Origin of the sequence: Prosthecobacter sp. SYSU 5D2 (genome assembly GCF_039655865.1) — a bacterium.
In the GTDB taxonomy this organism is placed as follows: domain Bacteria; phylum Verrucomicrobiota; class Verrucomicrobiia; order Verrucomicrobiales; family Verrucomicrobiaceae; genus Prosthecobacter.
This window is the reverse complement of record NZ_JBBYXL010000019.1, coordinates 27,707-52,381: the sequence shown is the minus strand read 5'-3', so window position 1 is coordinate 52,381 and position 24,675 is coordinate 27,707. Positions and strand designations below refer to the sequence as shown.

Annotated in this window: 13 protein-coding genes and 1 tRNA gene; 1 reads left to right on the top strand and 13 read right to left on the bottom strand. The window is 59.4% G+C overall.

Annotation, left to right across the window (positions count from 1 at the left end; genetic code table 11):
• Positions 1 to 268 precede the first annotated feature (268 nt).
• Entirely contained in the window at positions 269 to 883 is a 615-nt protein-coding gene (locus WJU23_RS23365) for a trimeric intracellular cation channel family protein (RefSeq protein ID WP_346335054.1), read from the bottom strand.
• Positions 884 to 1,092: 209 nt separating this feature from the next.
• Here WJU23_RS23365 and WJU23_RS23360 point away from each other — a divergent pair, with 209 nt between their 5' ends.
• Positions 1,093 to 2,223 (top strand): aminotransferase class V-fold PLP-dependent enzyme, encoded by a 1,131-nt coding sequence (locus WJU23_RS23360; RefSeq protein ID WP_346335053.1) that lies wholly within the window; start codon positions 1,093 to 1,095, stop codon positions 2,221 to 2,223.
• Positions 2,224 to 2,359: 136 nt separating this feature from the next.
• On the opposite strand, the gene WJU23_RS23355 is transcribed toward WJU23_RS23360, so the two are convergent.
• The 12 genes from WJU23_RS23355 to WJU23_RS23300 form a co-directional block, all read right to left on the bottom strand.
• Positions 2,360 to 3,229: an SIR2 family protein gene (locus WJU23_RS23355; RefSeq protein WP_346335052.1), complete on the bottom strand. Its 870-nt coding sequence runs from the start codon at positions 3,227 to 3,229 to the stop codon at positions 2,360 to 2,362.
• Positions 3,226 to 4,245: a DUF262 domain-containing protein gene (locus WJU23_RS23350; protein ID WP_346335051.1), complete on the bottom strand. Its 1,020-nt coding sequence runs from the start codon at positions 4,243 to 4,245 to the stop codon at positions 3,226 to 3,228. The genes WJU23_RS23355 and WJU23_RS23350 overlap by 4 nt, the downstream gene beginning before the upstream one ends.
• A complete protein-coding gene (locus WJU23_RS23345) occupies positions 4,242 to 5,087 on the bottom strand; it encodes a phosphoadenosine phosphosulfate reductase family protein (RefSeq protein ID WP_346335050.1) in 846 nt (281 codons plus the stop codon). The genes WJU23_RS23350 and WJU23_RS23345 overlap by 4 nt, the downstream gene beginning before the upstream one ends.
• A complete protein-coding gene (locus tag WJU23_RS23340) occupies positions 5,084 to 8,506 on the bottom strand; it encodes a hypothetical protein (RefSeq protein WP_346335049.1) in 3,423 nt (1,140 codons plus the stop codon). The genes WJU23_RS23345 and WJU23_RS23340 overlap by 4 nt, the downstream gene beginning before the upstream one ends.
• A complete protein-coding gene (locus WJU23_RS23335) occupies positions 8,506 to 9,447 on the bottom strand; it encodes a DUF4007 family protein (protein ID WP_346335048.1) in 942 nt (313 codons plus the stop codon). Before WJU23_RS23335 ends, WJU23_RS23340 begins: the two co-directional genes overlap by 1 nt.
• Before the next feature lie 475 nt (positions 9,448 to 9,922).
• Positions 9,923 to 10,432 carry a DUF1294 domain-containing protein gene (locus tag WJU23_RS23330; protein WP_346335047.1) on the bottom strand — a complete coding sequence of 170 codons (510 nt, stop codon included), beginning with the start codon at positions 10,430 to 10,432 and terminating at the stop codon, positions 9,923 to 9,925.
• Positions 10,433 to 10,629: 197 nt separating this feature from the next.
• The gene (gene pheT, locus WJU23_RS23325; RefSeq protein WP_346335046.1) at positions 10,630 to 13,035 is read right to left on the bottom strand and encodes a phenylalanine--tRNA ligase subunit beta; all 2,406 of its coding nucleotides are present in this window, start codon (positions 13,033 to 13,035) and stop codon (positions 10,630 to 10,632) included.
• A gap of 107 nt (positions 13,036 to 13,142) precedes the next feature.
• Entirely contained in the window at positions 13,143 to 14,162 is a 1,020-nt protein-coding gene (pheS, locus tag WJU23_RS23320; protein WP_346335045.1) for a phenylalanine--tRNA ligase subunit alpha, read from the bottom strand.
• A gap of 552 nt (positions 14,163 to 14,714) precedes the next feature.
• Positions 14,715 to 22,412, bottom strand: coding sequence for a putative Ig domain-containing protein (locus tag WJU23_RS23315; RefSeq protein ID WP_346335044.1), 7,698 nt, complete (start codon positions 22,410 to 22,412; stop codon positions 14,715 to 14,717).
• Positions 22,413 to 22,590: 178 nt separating this feature from the next.
• Positions 22,591 to 23,754 carry a heparan-alpha-glucosaminide N-acetyltransferase domain-containing protein gene (locus WJU23_RS23310; RefSeq protein WP_346335043.1) on the bottom strand — a complete coding sequence of 388 codons (1,164 nt, stop codon included), beginning with the start codon at positions 23,752 to 23,754 and terminating at the stop codon, positions 22,591 to 22,593.
• 247 nt (positions 23,755 to 24,001) lie between these two features.
• Positions 24,002 to 24,430: a GIY-YIG nuclease family protein gene (locus tag WJU23_RS23305; RefSeq protein ID WP_346335042.1), complete on the bottom strand. Its 429-nt coding sequence runs from the start codon at positions 24,428 to 24,430 to the stop codon at positions 24,002 to 24,004.
• A tRNA-Ser gene (locus WJU23_RS23300) sits at positions 24,403 to 24,492 on the bottom strand. The genes WJU23_RS23305 and WJU23_RS23300 overlap by 28 nt, the downstream gene beginning before the upstream one ends.
• Between the last annotated feature and the right edge of the window lie 183 nt (positions 24,493 to 24,675).

The following is a 24,675-nucleotide window of genomic DNA, read 5'->3' as shown; positions in this document are numbered from 1 at the left end:
GTGGGGCGAGGGGCGAGGGGCGAGGGGCGAGGGGCGAGGGGCGAGGGGCGAGGGGCGAGGGGCGAGGGGCGAGGGGCGAGGGGCGAGGGGCGTGGGGCGTGGGGCGTGGGGCGTGGGGCGTGGCAGAAAAAGCTGAAAGCTGAAAGCTGAAAGCAGAATGCCGAATGACGAATGACGAATGCCGAATGGCGAAGGACGAAGGACGAATGACGAATGGCGAATGGCGAATGGCGAATGGCGGAGGGCGGAGGGGCGGAAGGCGGAGGGGTCAGGGGCGGGGGCGGGTGATGAAGATGGGGAGCTTGACGCTCCAGTACATGGCGGCGAGGCGGAGAAAGAGGATGATGGCCATGCCGATGTAACGATGGCTGGGCGATGCGGGGAGCCAGTGGACTGACAGGACGTAGGCGGTGGCTCCGAGGCCGGCCGCTGTGGCGTAGAGCTCAATCTCGGCCCGCAGCACGACGGGGATTTCACCGCGCAGCACATCTCTGAGGATGCCGCCGGCGACGCCGGTGATGATGCCCATCAATACGGCCACCAGTCCGGGTGAGCCGACCATGAGGGCCTTCTCGGTGCCGATGATGGCAAAGAGCGCGAGACCAAAGGCATCGGCCACGGCCAGGGCGCGTGCGGGCATGTCCAAAAACCTGGCCAGGATAAACGTGCCGACGGCTGCGACCAAGGACACGGTCACGAAGTCCGGCACCTGGATCCAGAACACCGGCAGATCCAGGCAGAGATCACGAAGGGTGCCGCCGCCGACGGCGGTGACGAGGGCGAGCACCAGCGCGCCAAAGAGATCCATCCGCTTCCCTTCTGCGGCCAGCACTCCGGAAATGGCGCATACGGCACAGGCAGAAAATTCGATCCAGGGCGGCATGGGAATTGGGGTGTTGGAAGGCTCCGGGAAGACCGGCTTTGGGCAGTTCTGAGGAAGAGGCTCAAAGAACCCGTCCCAGCATGATACATCTGTCCCCTTCCCCGACGACTGAAATGGACTGGCAACGACCCAAATTTTACCGCGAGGGGCAAATCAGGGGGTACTGAGGATTGAAGACGCTTGCTGCCGCGTTACATCTTGATGTCTGGATGATTTACCTCGACCACAATGCTACAACGCCCGTCTTGCCTGAGGTCAGGGAAGCAATGCTTCCATTCCTGACTGAAGAATGGGGCAATCCATCCAGCTCTTACAGATTTGGTTCGCATTTAAAATCAGGGATAGAACGAGCTCGTGAACAAGTGGCGGACTTGATTGGAGCTAATTCAGCTTGTGAAGTGCTTTTCACCAGTGGCGGTACGGAGAGCAACAACACTGCCATCCATGCCGCCATTCACAGCACCCAAAAGACGCACATTGTCACCTCGAAGGTCGAGCATTCGTCCGTGCTAAGCTATTACCGCTTCTTGGAAGAATTTCGCGGCTACAGGGTGACCTACCTGCCAGTGAACCGCGAGGGATTGATCACCATGGCTGACCTGGAGGACGCGATTGTTTCGGACACAGCGCTGGTTTCGCTTATGTGGGCGAACAATGAAACAGGCGTCTTGTTCCCAGTCGAGAAGATCGGCGAACTCTGCCGCAGCAGGGGGGTTCTTTACCACTGTGATGCCGTGCAGGCTGTCGGAAAGCTGGCAATGAAGGTTGAGGAACTTCCCATCGACTACCTCTCCCTCACTGGGCACAAGATCGGCGCTCCGAAAGGTATAGGTACCCTCTATGCGCAGAAGTGGGCACCATTCACGCCCTTCTTGCACGGCGGTCATCAAGAGCGCTCTCGACGCGGCGGCACAGAGAATGTTGCAGGCATCATTGGCCTCGGAACTGCAGCAGCCGTTGCACAAAAAAAGCTTCCAGCCTACGATGCTACTGTTCGCCCACTCCGCGATGCCTTGGAGGAAGGCCTCCTTGCAGCCGTTCCAAATACTGAGCGCAATGGCCATGTGATCCAGCGCCTGCCTAACACTACTAATATATTCCTCCCTGGAATGGATAGCGATGCCACACTCACGTTCCTGGATAGTCAGAATATTTGTGCTTCTTCAGGGTCGGCGTGCATGGAGAGTGCCATCACTCCTTCACATGTGATTCAGACAATGTCAGGTTCCCATGATCGTTCTTCTGAAAGCATCCGATTTAGCCTTTCGCCTGAGAATACACTAGAAGAGGTCCATGAGGTCTTGAACAAGATCGAAGGGTTGATGAGCTTGATCGATTAATCAGCCAGCGATGCCATGAGTTGCTCCGCTGCGCAGTGAATGGGCTCAGCCTGCTCTCAACCCACTTCTGGTAGTGCAAAGCAAATGTTTGCTTCCGCATCCACGTTGACAAGAGTGTCGAAAAGAACTTTTAGTTTCACTTTGAACAGGCCTTTTTTAAATCTTCCAAGAAATTTGTGATTTCTTCCGTTCTTTTTCTTTTATCTACGGGAATCACATGAATAGAGAAGTCGTGAAACAGCACCTTGTCCTCAGCATCCAAACGTTCATCAGATGGAATAAGCGCGTAGTGTGTTGCCGTATCCCCGTGGAAAGCACTATGGAGAAAAGTCAGCATCATTCTCAGGTCCGGATCTGCTAGCGAGCACCCAATGAACAAAAATGAATTGGTTGTAAAAAGAGCTTGCAATACTGCTTGATAACCTATTTCTCGATGCACCAAATTGCGGTAATCAGATTCGGTCAATACTACTGACTCGGGCTTCATCTTCGCATCGCCATGTGCTTTGACAATAAACTTCTCCCCTCTTCGATAGTTTGAGGCTATACCTCCTGGACTAGCGTATGTCAAAACGGGTATATCTCCCTGATCTCCAAGCTTGCGAGCAAATGCGCGTTCAATTAAGCGATCATAATTAGTGGTGACAATAGCACTCCATGGAAGGTCCACGATCAAATCGTGAACTTCATTGGGTTTAATCTTGGAGTCAGCAAATCTGCGGCCAACAAACTCATTAAACTTTTTGCCGAGTTCGTTTCTCAATAGTTGCGCAAGGGTAAGCCACTTACTCCTATCTTTCAGAAGCTTCCTTGCGTCAGCTATCAACCTTGTGGACACTCCTGGCTGCCCTTTCAGCTCAACGATGAGCTCATCCAGCAAACCGGACCATGATGGCAATCCGCTTATCGCTGAAATACCCGCCCCCACAAACAAGCTCGCCCTGCCATTTTTGAAAGCGGCACCCAGCTCATCTAGAGCTCTTTGTCTGACATGCTTTTGGCTCATTGGATGATAGTTGCTACTAAATACTGAAGACGAGAATCCAAGCTTTCCTTTAGAGCAGCTCCTGTTTGATAAGCTTTGATGTATTGGTAGAGAAGACGTTTGTTAGGCACTCGGCATGTTGTTTCCATAAGCATCTCCGGGCGTTTGGAGTATTCCTTCCGCCAATCCTCAATCTTGCCGAGAACTTCGGCAAAAGCCTTGGGGCGCAGTTTTTCAGTTCCATGATGAGAACAGTAGATCACCGCATCCACAAAGGACCATTTGTTTCTCAGTGTCTTTTGCCTGCATTTGACGACCGCCTGCAAGAAGGTCAGGATTGCATCAATCCGCTTTTGGTCTGCGCGATCAACACCATGTTGTGATTCTAGCACATACTTTCGCAGAGATGGAGCCTTGATATCCTTTAAAAGATTTTTCCGAGAAAAGTGCAGATACGCGAAAACGTGTGTTAAGTAATCTTCGCGCTTGTAGCGGACGTTGCTGATACCAGCGTTATCGAAAAAAGAGTGGGTTGTCGCAAATGAGCGCAAATCTGTAGGCGTCGAGCTTGGAAGCGCATTGCGCAGCTCGGCTGAGTTTAAGCGTTCACCTAGCTGCAAACGCTCAAATAAAGTCCTCTTGAACGTTGGAGATGCATCCGAAAGAATTGTTACAGTTAGACCAAAACTATTAAATGACTCCTTAGCTTTTTCAGATAGATCCTTGTAATTGGTGTATTCAGAATCAGAATTTCCGTTGATTGAATCTGACGGCACTGAGAAGAGATTATCCGCGAACTCAAAAATAGCTCGCACTCGTTGCTGGCCATCAATTACTTCAAACTTTTGGCTTTGAGCACTTCCGATTTTAGCCAAATAGATTTTTGGCAAGTCATAGGATCTAAAAACTGAGTCAATCAGCAGTGCTTTTTTGTCGTCACGCCAAGCTGGCCCCCGTTGGTAAGCGGGATTCAATTCGATGTGCGGCGCTGCTGCAACCAGCTGACCCACAGTCCATGTTTGAACTTCTGTTTTCATTTTTGACACAGTAAGCAAGCCTCATTAACCTTCACCGAGGCTCCAGTGAAGACGCTGACAAGGGACTTGTCGGTGGATTTTGTTTTGGCTCGAATGCCACCTGTTAGGATTTTCTCTCGCGTGGTTTCATCGAGCAATGATTCAAGCGGGCCTTCAGACATCCATGTGAACTGCTTATTTGGGTTGGATGGATCTATAGTTTCATACTCCATTGCTTCTTTGAACTTGTCCGGATAAGTTTCCTGCAGGCGGAGCCATTCGTACGGTGTTTGGAAGAAACAAAAGGTGCATCCGGAGTTTGTCCTTCCCCATTTCATAAATGTCGGCAGACCGAGTCCACTGTCTTCGAGAATGCGAATGACACCATTGTAGTCGATGCCCGCCTCACGAAGGGGATACCGAGTCTTAATATTGGGCTTGGTGCTGATGTATCCGATCCGATCTTCATCGGCACGAAGGCCCACATAACTGATCACCGCATCATCACCTACGTGAGATTCGAAAGGCTTGAGTTTGAGGAGTTTTGTACACCAGCGGTTCTGCGGCGAGGGCAGGTAGCCACCGAATACTTTGTGCCAGTGATCAAAACCCGCCTTGGCGTTGAGGTAAGTGATTTTGCTTCCAAGTTCCGCCTCAAGGCGGGACAGGTATTCGTAAGTCTCAGGCAGTTCCTTCTGCGTGTCGCAAAACAGGTACTCCATGTCGTCCAGGCGAAAATGTTCCAGGCCACGAATGCGGCCCGCCATCAGCAGGGCCATGGCGGAACTGTCCTTCCCTCCTGAGACGTTCAAGACGTGGCGTACAGGCTGATCCTTACCAAAATGAGGGTCGGGTGGCTTCATGAAGAGGAGTCCATCATTTCCCAGAGAAGCTGGGAAAGAGCGGCAACAGCAAGCTTTTTATCCTCCGGCATCTGAGACTGCAATCGTTTTCTTAAATCAATAGCCTCTTTTACTTGTGATGAGCTAAGGTGGAACACCTGATCCCGTTCCTCTCCCGTTTTCTGGGTAAGGGCAATCCGCACAGCGTTCTCGGGCGCTCGTGAACCTTCTCCAAAGTGAAGCGACTCGACTCGTTGAAACTGCCGCACCAGCCCAAGGACGCCCTCTCGAAAAGCGGTCTCGTCTTTGTCCCTCCAGCGGGACGGAGGAACACGGGTCACCAGACTACCGAGCGCCTCAAGCCAGACAGACTCTTCCGTGGCATCGTCAATCAGTTTCAAGGTGAATGCCCGCAACTCTGGGTTGGTCACCCCCACGATCACGGTTTCTGCCCTCTCAGCGACCGACCGCCGCCAGGCAGAAAAGTCTGCAACCTTTTCACTAAATGCTTCCAAAATCGTCTGGGTCATGCGCTTCCGGCATTCTGGCAAAGCACGTCGTAATTCAGAGAGGCTTTGAGCCAACTTGGAGGCCAGCTTAGAGGCTTCTGATTTGCTCACATCCCCCTTGAAGCCAAGTGCCTCGGGGATGTCTCTAAACACCAAGTGAGCCGGTTCCTCAGCCGCTAAAACGTGCTTCCGCACTGTTATTGTCTGGGGGCTGAGATTTTCTGTGTTCTTTGCGTAGTCAGGTAATTCGGCCACTATCAGACAGATAGGCCGGACGATGGAAAGCAACTCAGTGCGCTCGGCACGCTCCAACTTCACAACTTCAGCAAGGTGCGAGAGCAACTCCCTTCTCATGCCATGAATGCGGCAAAGCTGGAACTCGAAGGTTTGCGGAGCTTTGGCGAGGCGCATTTTCAAGAATTCCTCGACATCGCTGACAAAGCGCCCGTCCTCATAAATGGCCAGTTCTGCCTCATGCTGCACATAGATGGCAACCAGGAGGACCGGGATCAAGCCATCGCGTACACCATAAGGTGGGCGGCGAAGTTTTTCAACGATTCGATCAACCCGGATTCTTGCATCTGGCCTTGCCTCAAGCATCTCAATGACATGCTCCAGTGCCGGACGCAGGCGAAGTGGGTCTTTTTCCGGGAACTCAATGCTCCAACCATGAGCCCGCTCCGCATGAATACCTGATTCTTTAAGGACTGACAGATACAGTGACTTCTCGGGTGGTGCTTTGTCAAGAGGCAGCCCCAAGTGGGGATCATCTCCATGATTAAGCATCAGTTCAAACAACCGTTGACGGGCAGCAGCAGCGGCGGAACTAAGGGTATTACGATTCACAAGCTCATTATGAACGTTTGGAGCTTTCGGGAACAAACTGTCACACAGCTCCGACAAATAGCATTGCAGAGAACCATCACGATCCAGGCCCTTAACAGACATGGAATTGTAAAACCAGTGGATCCTTGATTGCACGTCCTGGGAGAGTCCACGGAAACCCACATAGCGATGAAGGGCGTTCTCCAGGGCCTGGTTTGCATGAGCTATCTGTCGGGACACCTCCTCGGCGGCAAAACGGTCATCCTTCAGCTCGGGTGTATGGCGCTCGACGTGATTCCAACGCTCCAAGCTCAGAATGAAACCATTCAAAACTTCCAGCGCTTCCGTCACTCCAAACAAGACCTGTGGACTGGCGGGCATTTCGGCAATCTGTTTTTGCGCCCGCTTCCTCTGCTCTTCTGTTTCGCTCAGAACGATCACGATCATACCGTCCGCAGGGTATTCCGGCTGGAAGATTGTGGGGTCTGCACTGATTTCATCAGTAGAGGAGAACCGAATGGTAAAATGCCTGAGATTGCCAGTACGTATGTAGTGAGCACGAGCGACGACCGGTCTGGCATCCAAGCGCGCACGAAGCAGTTCGCCCATGTTGGAGATTTGCTGGATGGATTCGGATGCCTTGGCGTACTCGTGCTCCAAATTGACGCTGGTGTGCGACCACAGCGCATAACCTCTTCTTGCCCCTCTGAAGAAAAGCAGGTTCTCCTTTTTCAACCTTGCGACGGCTGCTTTGAGATTTTCCGAGTTCCCCAAGGCGAGAGCAAGCAGGTCATCTCGCGGAAGCAGATCAGCAGTGGAGTCGATAGTATTTAGGACACCAATTGTCTTCAAGATGCGTAGCTCCAACTCGCGCTCTGCGGGAAAGCTCCGAATGACTGCATCTATGTGACTCCAGTGGCTCCGAAAGCTCTGGGCGCTCAGACGGCCTCCGAAGTTCTGAGCAATGAAGTCGTAGAATTCAGGCAACCGGTAGATGAATCTCAACGTGGCCTCGTTCTGAGCGAAGTCCTGCAAGGCATGGGGTTCCGATGATAACAGGAAGCTGAACAACGAACGCTCATTCTGACCAAAACGGCGAAAGAACTTCGCCAGCACCGGAAGGACTGTTGGATGCAGAGGATACAAGCTAGGGGCAAGCTCAACGAGAGCGCTTTTGCCAGCGTTGGCTCCAAACAACCCAAGATCGACCGCCGCCCGCATGTCGGTATGGGCTTCTGACTTCCATCCACGAGGACACTCATCCTCCTTCACATTCAAAGCAGCGCTTAAAAGTGAGGCAACCTGGCTTAACGGCTGGGCAAAGACGATTTCCTCGAAACGCTCCGCCACTTTCTCCCATTCACGCTGGGCCTGTTCTGTTAGTTTGTCGGCATAGGTGCTGAATCCTTGATGAAGGAGGCCCACAGTGAAGAGACAGTTTTCACCGCTACGTGATGATGCCTCCCCCAACTGCTGGAGGAAATACACATCCTGCTTTTCGGGGTTCAGTGCGGAATATTCAAGGAACTTGCCCAGCTCATCTATGATGACGAGAACACCATCGAAGAGATCATGTTGCCGAAGCTCTGCTGATGCCTGTATCAGCAACGCGATTACACGGTGGTCCAGATTGGACTTCGGAGCGGCTAGAGTTTCGTCCACTGCCATCCTGACCTTGAGTTTTTTCCTTCCATCAATGTTCTGATGCAGTGAGTTCGACAGCGCAGAGAGTAACGCCATCGACATCTGCTGCCGGGAACCTGTGACCAAAACTGGAAGGAACCCACGTCGAGAGCGTGTCAGGCCCATATCAACTGGCAACCCTCGCAGGTGCTTGGGCAGATCGGAACTGCTGGGGGAAAGCAGATTCGCCAGCAACAAGGCAAAGCTCGATTTGCCGGAGCCGAAGTCGCCTGTGACACGCCATGAACGCTGACCAGACACTGATCTCGTGCCTTTCAACAAGCGTGAAAGGTGCGCGCGCGTATCCTGGGTCAACACATACCCACCTAGAGCTTCGGGGTCGCGGAAGTCGCGTTCTAGCTGCGCCGACCGAAGAAAGCGGGGGCTGATTCGAAGAAGTTTATTTATGGAGCGCGATGCCATCAGGCGGGAACGTAGATATTTTCAAGAAAGTCGAACGAATCAGCCTTGCTAGACCGGGTTACCTGCTGAAGCGAGGCGGACTCTTGGAATGCAATCGCTCCATTTGTTGTCTGCTTGATCTGATCGAGATAGTGTCGAACCGATGCTTCGGGAAGTTTGAAGATCTGCCCCGGACTTCCTTCACCAACAGCTGCTGCGCCAAATGAGATGGTTTGCTCGTTGGCATGTTCATTTCGCCAGAAATCGTTAAGACAATATGCAAAGAGCTCGGCTGAAATGCCCGGCTTGTCTTCGATTGCAAAGGAATAGATCCATTCGAGTTGACCGCTCTTGATGTCGGTGCGCTCACCGCAGCGTCGAAGCAGGCCAAGCTCAACGAACGGACTGTCGAGGTTGTCCTCGGCGACCTCACCTTTGCGTCCTCTTGTGGGTATGAAGGTGTTGATAAACACCCGAAGGCCATCCTCGGTCGTCCGGTCTGAGAGGCTTTGCGCCTTCGGTGGTAGATTCTTCTTCAAGAACCCCATCGCTTCAACCTCGGTGAATTCAGAACGATGCCAGTGATTAAGCATTTGTACCCACTGGTATATCGGCCCGTTTGGATTTGTGGCGATTTTCCAATGCAGGAGCCAGAGGGTCGATGGGTGTTCTAGATATGGATCATGCCCATCGTGCCCGAGCAATTCCTGGCCGAATGGAGTGACTGCATAACCTTTGTGGTCGCCAAGAGACACGATAACACCCGCCGTCTCAGCCCAGAACCGAATGGAGCGAACCATGTTTTTGCCTACACCGAGCCGGACCATGGCATCATTTTCGTCACTGAAGAGTTTCGAGTTTCGCCCATCACTAAGATGCTTTACTGCCTTTGGCAGCCAGGCATATCGACAAACGAAAGTTTCGTGGCCTGAATAACGGAAGGTGGACGGGGAAACGGGCATTGATGCAAAAAGATGTATGCAAGAGCCACTATGCACGGAAGAGATCGAATGAAACATCATTTCTCTGATACTGTGAAACAGTCTCATTCGTCGTGCCAACGGACGTTAGGGGCTTGATGACGAGAGGCGGGAAAACGAAAGGGGTCATCGGTTGATAAGGATGAGGTTTAATCTGGCGTGTCGTCATGGGGAAGCGGCTCGAAGAAGCTGACCCAGCAGGAGACATCCACCTCGTCCTCGATGTCCCCGAGGCGGAGGGCTTCTTTCCGGGGGTTAAAACGCCCCGGCTACCGGTCAAATGTCGCTTCGCGACAGGTCCCCTCCCCTCCCCGCACTGGGGAGGGTGAGGAGTGGTGTACGGGGAACCGCACCAGGGACGGTGCGGACCACTTTACGGGGAACCGCACCAGGGACGGTGCGGAGTACTGTACGGAACCGCACTGGGACAGTGCGGACTACTGTACGGGGGCGGGGGCTACCTAAAATCGTCTGATTGCGGACGGATGGCTCGGCGAACTTCATATTCGGACGGGCTTTTGCCTGGGTCCCAAAAGCTGATGAGGGAGCGGGTGACCTGCCAGTCCTTAAAGGCATCGAATGCGGCGGCCTGGTGGATGAGGAGGATGAGGGCGAAGACGATCTGGTAGCTGCGTTTGGCGCATTTATGCCGGAGGCGGCGCTGGGCGATCCATGCGCCGGGCCAGCCGCCGAAGAACTCGAGGAAGTGGAGATTGAACTCGGGGATGCGCCAGCCGCCGGATTCGGCGAGGCGCTTGTCCAGGGCGTAGGCGGAATAGGTGGTGAGGCTGAGGATGGCGACGTAACCGGCGACCCAGCGCCAGTCCCAGCCGAGGGCCTGGACGGCCTGATAGGGCAGGATGAGCAAAGCGGCCAGCAGCAGCAGATTGACCAGACTGAAAGTGCCCTTTCGCGGTCTGGCCTGCTGGCGGGGGAGTGGATCCCGATGTGGGGGCCGTTTGTTCATGGGGGAGGGCGGGCTTTTTAGAGCTCCTGGTTCCGCACCCGGGACGGTGCGGAGTACTGTACGGGTCGCGGGAGGGGAAACTGCGCGGGCAGGAGTGCCCACGGTATTTTTACTGGCGGGAAACCGCGCGGGCAGGAGTGCCCACGGTACTTTTTACTGGCGGAATACTGTACCGGCAGGAGTGCCCACGGTACTTTTTAGCGGCGGATGGTGGCGGGGAGGGCTTTTTCGAGGGCGGCGAGGATGCGGGCGTGGGTGGCGTCCACTTCGGGGGTCTCGAGGGTCTTATCCGGGGCGCGGTAGGTGAGGGTCCAGGCGACGGATTTGCGGTCGGTGGGGAGCTTGGTGCCGGTGGGGTCGGCGAAGACGTCGAAGAGATCGGCTTTGATGAGGAGGGGCTCTTTGAGGCCGGTGAAGAAGGCGTTGACCTTGGTATTGGGGAGGTCGGCGGGAAGCTCGAAGGCGACGTCGCGGGTGACGGAGGGGAAGCGGGGGAGGTCCTCGAACCGGGCGGGGCCGGTGCTGCCCTGGCGGAGGGCGCTGAGGAGGAGCTCGACGATGTAAACGGGGTGGCGGGAATCCAGCTGGCGGGCGCGGGAGGGATGGAGCTGGGCGATCCAGCCGAGGACGCGGTTGCCAACTTTCAGCTCGCTGTGGAGGAGGAAGGTGGGGCTGTCGGCGAGGGGCTTGATGTCCAGGGAGGTGACGCCGGGGAGGGCCTCGACGATGCCGCGGAGGTCGAAGATGTCGGAGGCTTTTGGCTCGCGGGTGTGCCAGGAGCCGGGGGCGACGGGGCCGCTGAGGAGGATGGCGAGGCGGTCTTCTTCGCGGGTCTGGCCATTGGGGAGGCGGAGGAAGATGCGGCCGGACTCGAAGAAGCGGAGGCGGGGGGCGCCCTGGCGGTTATTCAGCGCGGCGGTGGCGAGGAGGCCGGGGATGAGGCTGGGGCGGAGGGTGGTGAGGTCTTCGCTGAGGGGGTTTTTTAACGCGACGCTGACGGCGGCGGGGGTGGGGTGGCCGAGGCTGTCGCTGATCTGGGCGGTGGAGATGAGGCGGAGGGTCTGGGCTTCATTGAACCCGCGATGGGCGAGGGCGTGGCGGAGCTGCATGACGTGGTCATACTGGCGGTCTGTGGAGTCGCCACTGGCCATGACGGCGGTGAAGCGGGAGGGGACGCGGTCCAGGCCGACGACGCGGGCGATCTCCTCGACAAGGTCCACGCTGCGGACGAGGTCCAGGCGGTAGCTGGGGATGGTCCAGACGGTCTGGGCGGAGCCGCCAGCGGTCTTGGTGAGGCCGAGCTTGGTGAGGATGGCGTGGGCTTCATCAGTCTGGAGGTCGGGGATGCCTAACAAACGATGCGCGCGGGCTTCATCGAGGGTGACGTCTTTGACCAAGGCGGGGGCGGCCCCGGCGACGGCGAGGGTTTCTTCGACCTGGCCGCCGGCGATTTCGAGGATCAATTTCACGGCGAGATCGGAGGCACCCTGGACCTGGTGGGGATCGCAGCCGCGCTCGAAGCGGTAGCTGGAGTCTGAGTGGATGCCGAGGCGGCGGGAGGTGCGGCGGACGCCGGAGGGGGTGAAGTAGGCGCTCTCCAGGAGCATATTGACGGTGGAGTCGGTGACGCCGGTTTCCTCTCCGCCCATGACGCCGGCGATGGCGATGGGGCGCTGGCTATCGGCGATGACGAGGTCTTCGGGAAGGAGGGCGGGCTGGGTGCCATCCAGGGCGAGGATTTTTTCGCCCTCGGCAGCGCGGCGGACGACGATGCCGCCCTGGAGTTTGCTGAGATCGAAGGCGTGGAGGGGCTGGCCCATTTCCATGAGGACGTAGTTGGTGATGTCCACGATGTTGTTGATGGGGCGGAGGCCGATGCTTTCGAGGCGGGCTTTGAGCCAGGCGGGGCTGGGGGCGACTTTGATGCCTTTGATGATGCGGGCGGTGTAATAGGGGCAGGCGTCGGCGGCCTGAAGGGTGACTTCGTTTTCCTGGGCGGGGCGGGTGGTGGAGGTGGGGGCGGTGTGGTCGCGGGGGCCTTTGAGCGGGAGGCCGGTGAGGGCGGAGAGCTCGCGGGCGAGGCCGAGGTGGCTGAGGAGGTCGGAGCGGTTGGGGGTGATCTCGAGATCGAAGACGGTATCGGAGGCGAGGATGTCCTTGAGGGGCTGGCCGGTGGGGAGGGAGGGGTCCAGGATGAGGAGGCCGCCGGTGTCTTCGCCGAGGCCGATTTCTTTGCCGCTGCACATCATGCCGTTGGAGATGACGTCGCGGAGCTTGCCTTCTTTGATGGTGAAGCCGCCGGGCAGGACGGCACCGGGGAGGGCGAGGGGGACTTTGTCGCCCTGCTTGAAGTTCTTGGCGCCGCAGACGATCTGGCGCAGGGTGCCGGAGCCGTCGTCCACCTGGCAGACGCTGAGCTTGTCGGCATTGGGGTGCTGCACGAAGGAGTCGATCTGCGCGACGACGACTTTGTCCGAGGCGATGCCGGTTTCCTGGATGCCTTCGACTTCGATGCCGGCGAAGGTGAGGAGGTCCGAAAGCTGGGCCGTGGAGTAAGCGCTGAGGTCAAGATGGGTGGTGAGCCAGGAGAGGGAAACTTGCATGGGAAAAGAAGAGAAGATTTTGAAACCACTAATGGGCACTGATAAACACTAATAATTTCTGGCAGAGGGGATTCTGACACGGGTGTTTAGGAGTGGAGGGACCGGCTTTAAAACTGCTGCAGGAAGCGGGCGTCGTTTTCGATGAGGTGGCGGATGTCGGAGATGCCGTGGAGGATCATGGCGAGGCGGTCGAGGCCCATGCCGAAGGCGAAGCCGGTGACTTGGTCGGGGTCGAAGAGGGTGTCGCCGCGTTTTTTACTGACTTCGGCGAAGACGGCGGGGTCCACCATGCCGCAGCCGGCGATCTCGATCCAGCGGGCTTCTTTGCCTTTGGCTTCGAGCTTGACGTCAATCTCGAAGCTGGGCTCGGTGAAGGGGAAGAAGTGGGGGCGGAAACGGACGACGGTTTTGGGGCCGAAGACTTCGCGGAAGAAGAATTCGAGGGTGCCTTTGAGGTCGGCGAGGCTGACGTCCTTGTCCACGTAGAGGGCTTCGATCTGGTTGAAGACGCTGAGGTGGGTGGCGTCAATCTCGTCGCGGCGGTAGGCGGCGCCGGGGGCGATGATGCGGATGGGGAGGGACTTGGCGGTCTCCATGGTGCGGATCTGCACGCTGGAGGTGTGGGTGCGCAGCAGGCGGCCATCGGGGAGGTAGAAGGTGTCGCTCTCGTTGCGGGCGGGGTGGTCGGCGGGGGTGTTGAGGGCATCGAAGCAATGCCACTCGGTCTCTATTTCCGGTCCGTCCGCGAGGGTGAACCCGACGCGGCGGAGGGTGCGCACGGCGAGGTCGCGGATCTGGGTGAGCGGGTGCAGGCTGCCGACGCCTGCGCCGGGGCGACCGGGCAGGCTGAGATCAATGCCGGCGACGGAGGCGGCGTCCTTGGCGGATTGGAGGGCTTCCTGGCGGCTGGTGAGGCCGCCGGTGATGGCCTCGCGCACTTCATTGAGCCTGGCGCCGACTTCTTTTTTCAGGTCCGGGGACACATCGCGCATGCCGGCGCTGAGGGCTGTGAGTTTGCCTTTTTTGCCCAGGTAATCAATGCGGAAGGACTCCAGCGCGGCTTCATCAGACAGGGTGTCGAGCGCAGCGAGGGCTTCGGTTTTCAGGGAGTCGAGTTGTGCGAGCATGGGAAAAAGAATGGCGGGTGGCCAAAGAAGGGCCGCGATGATGCGCCCGAATCGGGCTGAGTGCAACCTGGAGACGGGGGACGGGGGCGGTTTTCGGTGTTCGGTATTCAGGCGGAGTGGCGAGGAGCATGGAGAAAATGACGAATGACGAATGACGAATGATCCGGTGAAGCGTGAATGAAGGGCGGGGGGCGAGGATGTCGTGTTGGAGGGGGATCAGGTGCGCAAGCGGGACTGAATGGCGGTGAGTGATGTTTATGGATGTTTTGGGATAGGCGCTGCAGGGCCGGGGGCGCCGGACTCGATTCATCTAGTAAATGGTGTTTTATGATGCATAACAAAGCAGGAACGGGTGGGGCTGGGATGAAGTTTTTCCAGTCTTGCTATGCAGAACGTCCCGGACGCTCTGCACCATCGCAGAAGCGTCCAAGCGACCTATCCCCAGCCCACGCTCTCCCGCCGGCAGGCCGAATCTCAATCCAGCCTTCGAAAAACAGGATTCAGGATCAAAAAGTCTGGACAGCCTCAACGCTGGTCAAACGGGCCAAGCCATCAATTCTCATCCACCACCGCCGGATCCACTGTCAGCAGGAGCATGCGACCGGAGAGGGTGGGGGCGGTTTTGAGGGTGGTGGGCGGAGTGGCACCGGGAACGGCCAGTTGCTTCAGCAGGAAATGACCGCCGGCGGCCAGGTCATCGCCCAGGCCGGGAACCAGCATCCCGGAGAATTTCACCTTGCGGGCGAGGGTCTTGCCCGCCTTTTCCGGATTGGCATCCGTCAGGGTGAAGGTGCCTGAGGCCAGGCCAGTGGCGGCGGTGATTTTCACGACCGCCTTGCCGGGATTCAAAGCGGGCGACACCTTGAAATTCGGCACTGCGGCCTTGTTCTTGTCATTCACCGTCACAGGCAGGGCGGTCAGCATCATCGCGCTCAGCTCCAGGCCGCCGTTTTCAAAGGTCAGCCACAGATTGGGCGCCGGGCTGGCGGAATTATATTGCAGGCCCAGCACCGTGGCACCCTTCGCGGGTGACCAGGCGCCGCCCGCCACCGTCAGCGTGACGGGGCCGGCCTCATCGGCACCGAACCCGGCGGCATAGACCAGCGGCTTTTCCTGAGGATTCTTAATCCAGGAACCGGTGCCGGTGAGCGCGGCCGTTTCACTCAGCCTGCCCTCCATGATCACCGACCCCTGGCCTTTATAAAGGTTGGCCCACAGAGCCACATCAAAATCAGGCCCCAGCAGGGTGCTGCCGGTCAGCTTGCTGCCGTCCGCCAGTACACCGGCCCAGGCAGCCTGGCCGTTGTTTTTCAGCGTCAGCGCGGAATAGCTGATCCCCTGCGGCACCCGGGTCATATTTTCCGTATCCGTCCAGGGCGCACCGCTGAGGTCGGCCAGCAGGTTCACGCGGCCGAGATGGGGCTCGGGGACCGGATTGTCCTTTGCGTGCCAGGTGTTCCGCCATCCGTTCATATCAGCCCCCTCTTCTCCATCCTTCAGGGCACCTGCGATGGTATGATCCTCATTGAAGCCAAACTCTACACTGTAAGCCGCCAGCGGTTTTTTGCGCGCCGCCGTGCTGGTGAAGCTGACCGCATTGTTAGCCCCCACTGTCACCGTGCCTTTGAAGGACAGCTTCTCCGCTCCCAGCATGATTTTTCCAGAAACCGTGCCCTTCGTGGTGATGCTGGCCGTCAGCCAGCCACCCAGGCCGTCACCCACGTCCGCGTCCCGCTGCACCAGGGCCTGGAAGGTCCCCACCACCTCATCCGGCAGCGGCAGGATGCTCCAGTTCAGAGCGAGCGCAGGCCCGGTGCCCTTGGCGTTGGCCGCGCTCAGGGTCACCGCATACGGAGCGATGCTACCGTCCTTGTTGTACTTCGGCGTCGTCGGCACGCCTTCGATCATCAGGGTCTTCGCGTTCCACTTCAGGCCCTTCGGCAGGCCCTTAACCGTCCACTTCGTCGGGCTGTTGGAGGCGCTCAGGGCCAGGCTGACCTGCGTTCCCACCAAAGTGTCTGACAGCACCAGCGGGCTGATCACCGGCCTGCCGTCGCCGCCACCGATGTCCGGCAGCTTGCCCGTCCCGGACAGGGTGATGAAAAACGGGTTCCGCTGCGGATCGTTGCTGGCCAGGCCCAGAGTCGCCGTGTGGGCCCCGGCCGTCTGCGGAGCAAAGCGCACCGTCACAAAGGTTTGCTCCCCGGCCTCCAGCTCCGCATCCGGCGGCGTCACAATCGTATAAGTTCCCGCCTCCGTGCCATCCAGCTCCGCCACGATGTCCGTCAGCGGCAGCTCGCCCCCATTGTGCAGAGTCAGCGTCACCTCCTGGCTCTGCTCCAGCACCACCGGGCCAAAGTTCACCACGGCGCTGCCATAGGCCAGCGGGTTGTCGTCCTGGCGCACCACCAGCTCCGGCTGCACATAGTCCACGCGCACCTGGTCCAGCCACGCGGCATCGTCCCCGCGCGCCGCACCGTCATCCTTGGCATAGGTCCAGCGCAGCGTGTGCGTACCTTCCGCCAGTTCATACTCCTCCTCCTGCCAGCCATTGCTCAAACCGGAGATGCTTTTTTGCGTGCTGCCGTCCAGGGTGAAGCTCAGCTTGTCATAGTCTCTTTCGGACGAGACGCGCCAGTGAAAGGAGACCGTGGCCGGGCCCACCACCGTCGTCTCCACCCAGCTCTCCTCCTCATCGCCCAGCGCCCCGCTCTGCGCGGCCTCGCCATCCGGACTCAGCGCCGCCTGGCCCACCCAGGGCAGGTCACCGCCGCTCGTCCACACCAGGCCGAGTGCATTCACCGCCACGCCGATCGGGATGGTCACTTTCAGTTTCAGGGTGGCCGCAGTCGTGCCCTCCCCGTTTGTCGCCGACAGGGCCACCTCAAAAAGGCCCGACTGGGAGGGAGTGCCGGAGATCAGACCCGTGCCCGCATTAAAAGTTAGGCCCGCAGGCAGTCCGGTGGCCGCCAGGGTCTGCGCTACGCTGCTGGTTGTCACCGTGTATTCAAAAGCCTGCCCGCGCAGCGCCTGCACCTCCAGCGCACTGCTGATGTGCGGCGCCAGGCTCGGCGTAAAGTCCACCTCATCCAGCCAGCCTACCCCATAGTGATCGTGCACCCAGTACAATCCATAGGACCAGCGGACCGTGTGCGTCCCTGGCGGGATCTCCATCGCCACCGTCTCCCATTCAGTTGTTCCCCGCAGGGACGGCACCGTACCGGTCTCCTCCCCGTCCAGCGTCACACTCAGGCGATCTAGTTGCCAGGCATCCACCGTCTTCCATTTAAAGAACAGCGTACCCGGCCCCGTCAGGGTGGTTTCCATCCATGTTTCACCATTCGCGCCGGTCTGCGCCGCCGTGCCGTCGGCAAATGAGACCTCCGTCTGGTCAAACCAGAACGAATTCCCGCCGCGCGTCCACACAAGGCCCGGCGCGTTCAGGGCCTGCCCGATCTGAGGAAAGACATGCAGCGTGAGCGTCGTGGCCTTTTCCCCCGCTTCATTGACGGCCGTGAGGGTCACCTCATAAACCCCTGGCTCCGCCACCGCGCCGGTCATCATCCCCGTCTCCGCATCCAGCACCAGGCCTTCCGGCAGGCCGGTGGCCGCAAAGGAGGTCGCCTCTGACGTTGTCGTGATGGCATGGCTGATAGCGGTTCCTACCTCGGCCCGCACCTCGGTGGCGCTGATGATCCACGGTCTCAGATCAGGCACAAAGGTCACTTCATCCACCCAGGCCGCAGTGCCTGGACTACCGTTATAATACGCCCAACGCAGAAGATGCTCTCCAGGCAGCAACTCAAAAGTGCGGGAGACCTCCCAGTCGCGTTCTTGCCCTGGAGGAATGTCAGCTCCATCGAAAAATTTTCCGGAAGCATCCAGAATGGTGAACAGAAGCTGACTGCCAAGCCCGCTCTTCTTCCATTTGAATGTTACGGTCCCCGGCCCGGTCACCGTCGTCCGCATCGTTGCGTTACCGCTGCTCCATGGGTAATCCAGCGCACCTGCCTGTGCGGCGGAGGGCGTCTCATCCACGGTCACAGTCTGGCCGAACCATTTGGCCCCTGCCGTACCCCAGCCCGTGCCGTCGGTCTGCCACACCAGTTCAGGCGCATCCAGGACCTCTCCCAGATCAGGCTCCACCGTCAATTGCAGAGTCTCCGAGCGGCTCTCAACGCCGTTGCCCAGGGTCACTTCCACCGCGTATAGGCCCGCTGTGACGGCCGTGCCGGAGATCACCCCTGTGCTGGCATCCATCTCCAGCCCGTCCGGCAGACCGCTGGCGGAAAAAACCGCCGGCCCGTTGGCCACAGTCACCGTGTGGGTGAAGGGCACCCGCGGCACAGCCGTCAGAGCCAGCTCATTGGAGATGAACGGTGCCGAAGTGGCCTCAAAAGCCACGTGATCCAGTGCTGCGGTTCCATGATGCGGTCGGAGAGCCCAGTTTCCAGGCCCGTCCTGCCACGGCAGGTAAGTCCACCGCAGCACCTGCACCCCAGCCGGGATGGCCACCTTGGCCGCCCGCCAGCCATCGCTCGTGCCCCTTAGCACAGCCATTTCCACCCCGCCGACCGTGAGCTGAAATCTTTCTCCATAGCTGACGTTTTCCGCCATCCACTGGAAAGTCAGGATGCCCGGGCCTGTCACCGTGGTTTCGATCCAGGATTCTCCTTTATTGCCACTGACGGCGTGAGGCTCATTGTCAGCCAGGCCCCTAGACCAGGACGAATTTCCACCCCGGTTCCACACCAGGCCGGATCCCTGCACATTCACCACCGGGCCGATGGGCTCCAGCACGTTCAGTTTCAGGTAAAAGGGCGGCGACCACCCGTCCTCATTCCTGGCACCGAGGAAGATGGAAAACTCCTCCTCCCCCACCAGGGTCGTCCCGGAGATCACGCCCGTGGCAGGGTCCAGCACCAGGCCCTCCGGCAGCTCCGCCGAGGTGAACAAATCCGCCTCCGTGTGCGTGGTGATCGTGTAGCTGAAGGGCACGCCCCTCTCCACCACTAGCGACGACGCACTGGTGATCACCGGCCCCGCCACCGGGGTCAGCACAATCTCATCCACCCACCCGGCATCCTCGCCATCGCTGCCGCCGCCATCGTTCTCATACTCCCAGCGCAGCACATGGCTGCCCGGGGGGATGTGGCCGCTCAGGCTTCTCCAGACCGTCCCGTCCGTGCCGGACAAGCTGTGCCACACCCTTCCATCCACCTTGAAATCCAGAAAATCACGGTCTTCTCGCGAGGACACACGCCATTTAAAATATAGGAAGCACGGCCCGGTGACCGTCGTCTCCATCCACGTGCTGCCATAAGATCTGACGGGCCCGCTGCGTGCCGCATCCACCCCGTCGGAGGTGAGATCATCCTGGCCAAACCAGGGCGCGTCTGGCGATGTCGTCCACACCCGGTCCGGCGCATCCACTGCCACCGCCAGCGGCACCGTCACCCGCAGATACAGGTAGCCCGTCGGCTGGTTGTTGCCGTTCCTGCCGGCAATCTGCACCTCAAACAAACCCGCCTCCGCCGGTGTGCCCGAAATCACCCCGCTGGCCGGATCATAATCCAGCCCTTCCGGCAGTCCTGACATCTCAAAACTCGTAACATTCCTCGTCAGCACCGGCCAGGAAAAAGGCACGCCCACCTCCGCCGTCGCCTCATTTCTTTCCACCAGCGTCAGCGCCTTCGGCTCATACGTCAGCCGGCTCACGCGGTTGTACCCGGGATTCCCGATGAGCAGGTCCCCGTGCACCGCATTGTACTCCGGCACCTGCTTCCACAGCCCGCCGCTAGCAGGTCCCGCCACGGCCTCCGACATTTCCTCCAGCTGGTCCAGACTGCCGCTCACCGCCCCGTCCTTGTCCCCAAAGATCACCGTAGCACCGTCCGTATGCTCGGTGTGTTCTCTGACCACCACATAACCGCCCCCCGGCAGCGCGTTCACCTGCGTGCCCAGGGCATCTCCCCCGAGATACCTTTCAGACTCCCATTCATCCCATCCCAGATATCCCTCATTGATGCCCATGATGGAATTCAAAAGCGAAATCTCCCCCGTGACGCCGCCCGTCGCGCTGCCCCACGTCGCCGCGCCGCGCCCCTGCCACCACTGCGAGCTGCCCACCACAAAACCACCCCCGGCCAGCTCCTCCACCATGGGCAGCAGCCGGTCCACAGGGTAGTCGTCCTCAACGATATAAAAGGGCTGCTCGGCCAGGCCCACCCGGTCCCCAGCGCGGCTGCCCACCAGGGAATTCACCGCCCCCACCACACCGCTCACACCCGCCGTCCCGCTGCCCCAGGTCACCGCCCCACGCCGCTGGTTCCAGTTCGGGCTGAACACCAGATAAGGGCCGCTGGCCAGCGCCCGCAGATGCAGGCCCACCTCATCCCCTGGCGTATCAATCCCGAGCTCATCATCACGGAAAGCCTCACGGCTGCCCACCAGGGAATTTGCCGCCGAGACCACAGCTGCCGTCGTTCCCGTGCCCGTGCGCCACGTCGCCGCCCCGCGTCCGTTGTGCCAGTTCGGACTGCCCACCACATAGTGCCCGCCGGCCAGCGCCACCGCCTGGCTGCCCACCTGGTCGCCCCCAGACAGGACATCCTCATTCGGGTCAACCTCCCCCGGCATCTCCCCCGTCAGCGAATTCGCCGCCGTCACCGTCCCCACTGTGCCCGTCTGGCCGTTGCCCCAGGTCGCCGCCCCGCGGTTAAAGTTCCAGCGCGGACTGCCCACCACATAGTGGCCGGTGGTCAGCGCCTTGACCGACTCGCCCACACGGTCGCCCGTTTCAACAATCACATCATTCTTGTCATACTCCCACGCCCGTTCCCCCACCAGCGAGTTGGCCTCCGTCACAGTCCCGGTGCGCCCAGTGCCGCCATTCCCCCAGGTAGCCGCACCGCGGTTGGAGCCCCAGTTCGGGCTGCCCACCACATAGTGGCCGTTGCTCAGCGCCGTGATGGTCTGCCCAACCCGGTCTCCATCCCTCCCCCCCCAATAACTTGCCCCCCATGTCCCGACGAGAGAATTGGCCGCCGTCACCGGTCCCGTCGCCCCCGTGTTCCCGTTCACCCATGTCGCCGCCCCCCGGGTCTGGTTCCAGCCCGGACTGCCCACCACATAGTGGCCGTTGCTCAGCGGCACCACCAGGCCAATCATGTCCTCCCCCAGTACAAGATCATAGCCCCAGCCGATCATGTCCCCCTCCTCCGTACCCACCAGGGAATTGGCCGCGCTCACCGCCCCGGTCACCCCCGTCGTGCCGTTCCCCCACGTCACCGCCCCGCGTGTTTCGTTCCAGTCCGGCGAGCTCACCACGTAGTGGCCGTTGCTCAGCGGGATCACATGCCGGCCCACCTCAAAGCTGAGGGCGTTGCCCACCAGTGAATTCGCCTCGCTGACCTCGCCCTTCACCCCGGTGGTCCGGCTGCCCCAGGTCGCCGCCCCGCGCCAGTCATTCCAGTCCGGGCTCTGCACCACATAGTTCCCGTTTGCCAGCAGCTTCACCCCCCGGCTGCCCACGCGGTCCCCCTCCACCGCGCCCACCAGGGAATTCCCCTCCCCCGCCACGCCCTTCACCCCCGCCGTGCCGCTGCCCCACGTCACCGCCCCGCGCGCCTCATTCCACCAGGGGCTCAGCACCACATAGCTGCCATTGCCCAGCCCCGTCAGCCCGCCGCTGCCCACCGCATCCTCACTGTCCTCCCGGCCCACCAGGGAATTTTCCGCGCTCACTTCCGCATTCAGTCCCGTAACCCCATTTACCCACGTCACCGCCCCGCGCCCCGCCCCCCACTCCGGGCTCAGCACCACAAAGTGACCGTTGGACAGAACTTCCACCCCGCCCGTGCCCACCCCCTCCCCATACAGCGCACTGATCAGCCCATTCGTCGCCCCATCGTACAGGTAAACCGCCCCCACCAGACTGAAAAGCCCGTCAAAATGCTTCGGCGTCGTCACCACATAATTCCCATTTGGCAGCACCTTCACTACCACGCCAAAATCCTCCGTGAACTGCGGCGGCTCCACATCCGTCCGCCCCGCCAGCACCGTCCCCGTCCCCATCATCATCATCAGCAGCAGCAGCATCCGCCCCATCAACGTCCCGCCCACCCGCCGCCCCAGCACCCCGCCCGTCCGCATCACCCACTCACCGGCACAGGCACGCACACAGGCAGATTCAATGGCTGCTCGGCCAGCCACCTGGCCGCAGGTCACATCAGAAAAGTCAGAAATCATATCAGGGGTGGGCGGACAGAAAAAAGAGGTCAGTTCACCCCCTATTACCTGACACCTGCCTCCCGAGTTACAAAAAACAACCTTTAAATCAAAAGCCCCGCCCTATTCTCACCTCCGGCACATCATAAATCTACGACACCTAAGCCTTTAACCCCAAGCCCAACCGCCGAGATCCACTTCACAACCGCAAAAACGCCCGCTGGCGGTATAACCAAAAGCATAGCAGCCACAGCACCGCCAGCACACTGCATCTTTCCCATACCGGCCCCCAGGAACCGCCGAAGAGCTCCGCCCCCGCGTGCGTCTTCAGCGTCGTCAAAATCCATCCCGCCGCCAGGCTGTGCATCACATAGATGAACAGGCTGTTCATTCCCACCACCACCAGCGGAAAGACCAGCCGCCGCCAGCCCGCCACCTCCACCAGCCAGTAAAAAGCCGCCAGCATCATCAGCACCCACCCGCCGCTGAACATCACCCAGGACGGCGTCCAGATCCGCTTCACCACCGGCACCGCCACAAAGCCCATCACCGTCCCCACCAGCAGGCACACCACACCCGCGATCAGCAGACCCGCCGCCCGCTGCCCATGCGTCCGCCCGCTCCGCATCAGCCTCTCCCCCGTCACCGCCCCCAGCAGCATCGTCGCCAGCGCCGGCACAAAATTCATTGTCGTATAGCCCCCCGCATTCGTCACAAACGGCTCCCCGCGCGGCAGCAGATTCAGCAGCCAGCGGTCAAATTCCGCCGCCACGTTCACATGCTTGCTCCAGTGGATGAACCGCCCCGGCAGCACCTCCCCCGCATTTGCCCCCGCCGCCGCCAGCGCCTCCTCTGTCACCGTCACCGGATGCTGGAAAAACCAGTACCAGTCCCCCACCAAAATCACCACCACCGCCGCCGCACAATACTCCCAGCCAAGCGACGCCAGCACAAACAGAAACACATACCCCAGGCCGATCTGAGCCAGCACATTCGTAAAGATCCAGTTCGTCTGCCCGTCCCCTGCCCTCGTCGCCAGCAGCACCCCCAGCAGCACCAGCGCCACCGCCCGCAGCAGCGCATGGAAGCCCCGTTTGGCAAAGCCCTGCCCCTCCTGCTTCCTCCGCATCATGGACAGCAGCACCGCCATCCCTACCATGAACATAAACGCCGGCTGGATCAGATCCCACAGCGCACACCCGGCCCACTCCACATGCGAAAGCTGAAAAGCCACCGCCTGCCACCCCGCCGACTCTGGATACCCCTTGGCCATCTGCACCAGCCCAAACCCCGATGACACCATCATCAGCATGATAAAACCCCGGAACGCATCCAGAGAGACAAGGCGTTGGTGAACGTGCATGAGACCCAAACATACGCCCCGCCCCACCCCCGGCTTTCCACCGCCGAAAAGTCTCCCATTAATGCATCCCTCCCCAAGGAGAGGAATCCTGCCAATTCCCTGCCCGGCCTCGCCACCCTCTGTACCGCCTGCCTGACTGCCCCCAGCCGAGCAAGAACGCATTCCCTCAGCCTGTTGGCAAATCGGCCATGAAACACCTGAAATTCTAATAATATCAAGGTGGCGGTGGACCTTTCCAACCTCTAAATCACCTCTCTAAATTCTCCATTTTCAAAGACTTTGTCTGAGATGGGCGCAGCCGCTTTTTGGCAAATGCAATGCCCGAGCCTGTTTTGAGGTAACGCTCAAATTCCAACGCCTGATTTCGATCTGAAAAAGCAAGGTAAGTTTCCAGAGTCCAGGGCAGGTATTTCTTGGTATGAACGGACTTTCCTGCATTGTGATCCAGCAGCCTCTGCCGCAGATTTTCGGTGAATCCTGTGTAAACTTGGTTGGCGTCCACCTGGCTGCGGATCAGATAGACGTAGTACATCATATTTCGAATTTCATCGTTGGCGTGCCATTCGTAGCCGGGCGGGAGAAGATCAGCCCGTCCTTCGCTCTTCGAGCTTCGGAGGGCATTCTTCACCTCCCAAGGTCGGCGAAGAATGGCGGAGAGGGTGGGATTCGAACCCACGGTGGGAATTACCCCACGCCAGTTTTCAAGACTGGAGCCATAAACCACTCGACCACCTCTCCTGGTGCGTTCGTCTGTGGAACAGGGGTGGATTTTATCGCATCTTGGGCACTTGGAAAGGGGAAGTTGGGCAGGGGGTGAAATTCGGGCGACCGGGCGGCAGCGCACGGAAGCCGCCTTGACCTTTTGCCCCTTGACCCTTGACCAACTTGGCGGCCAGGAGTGGCCACCGTACTGCACAAAAA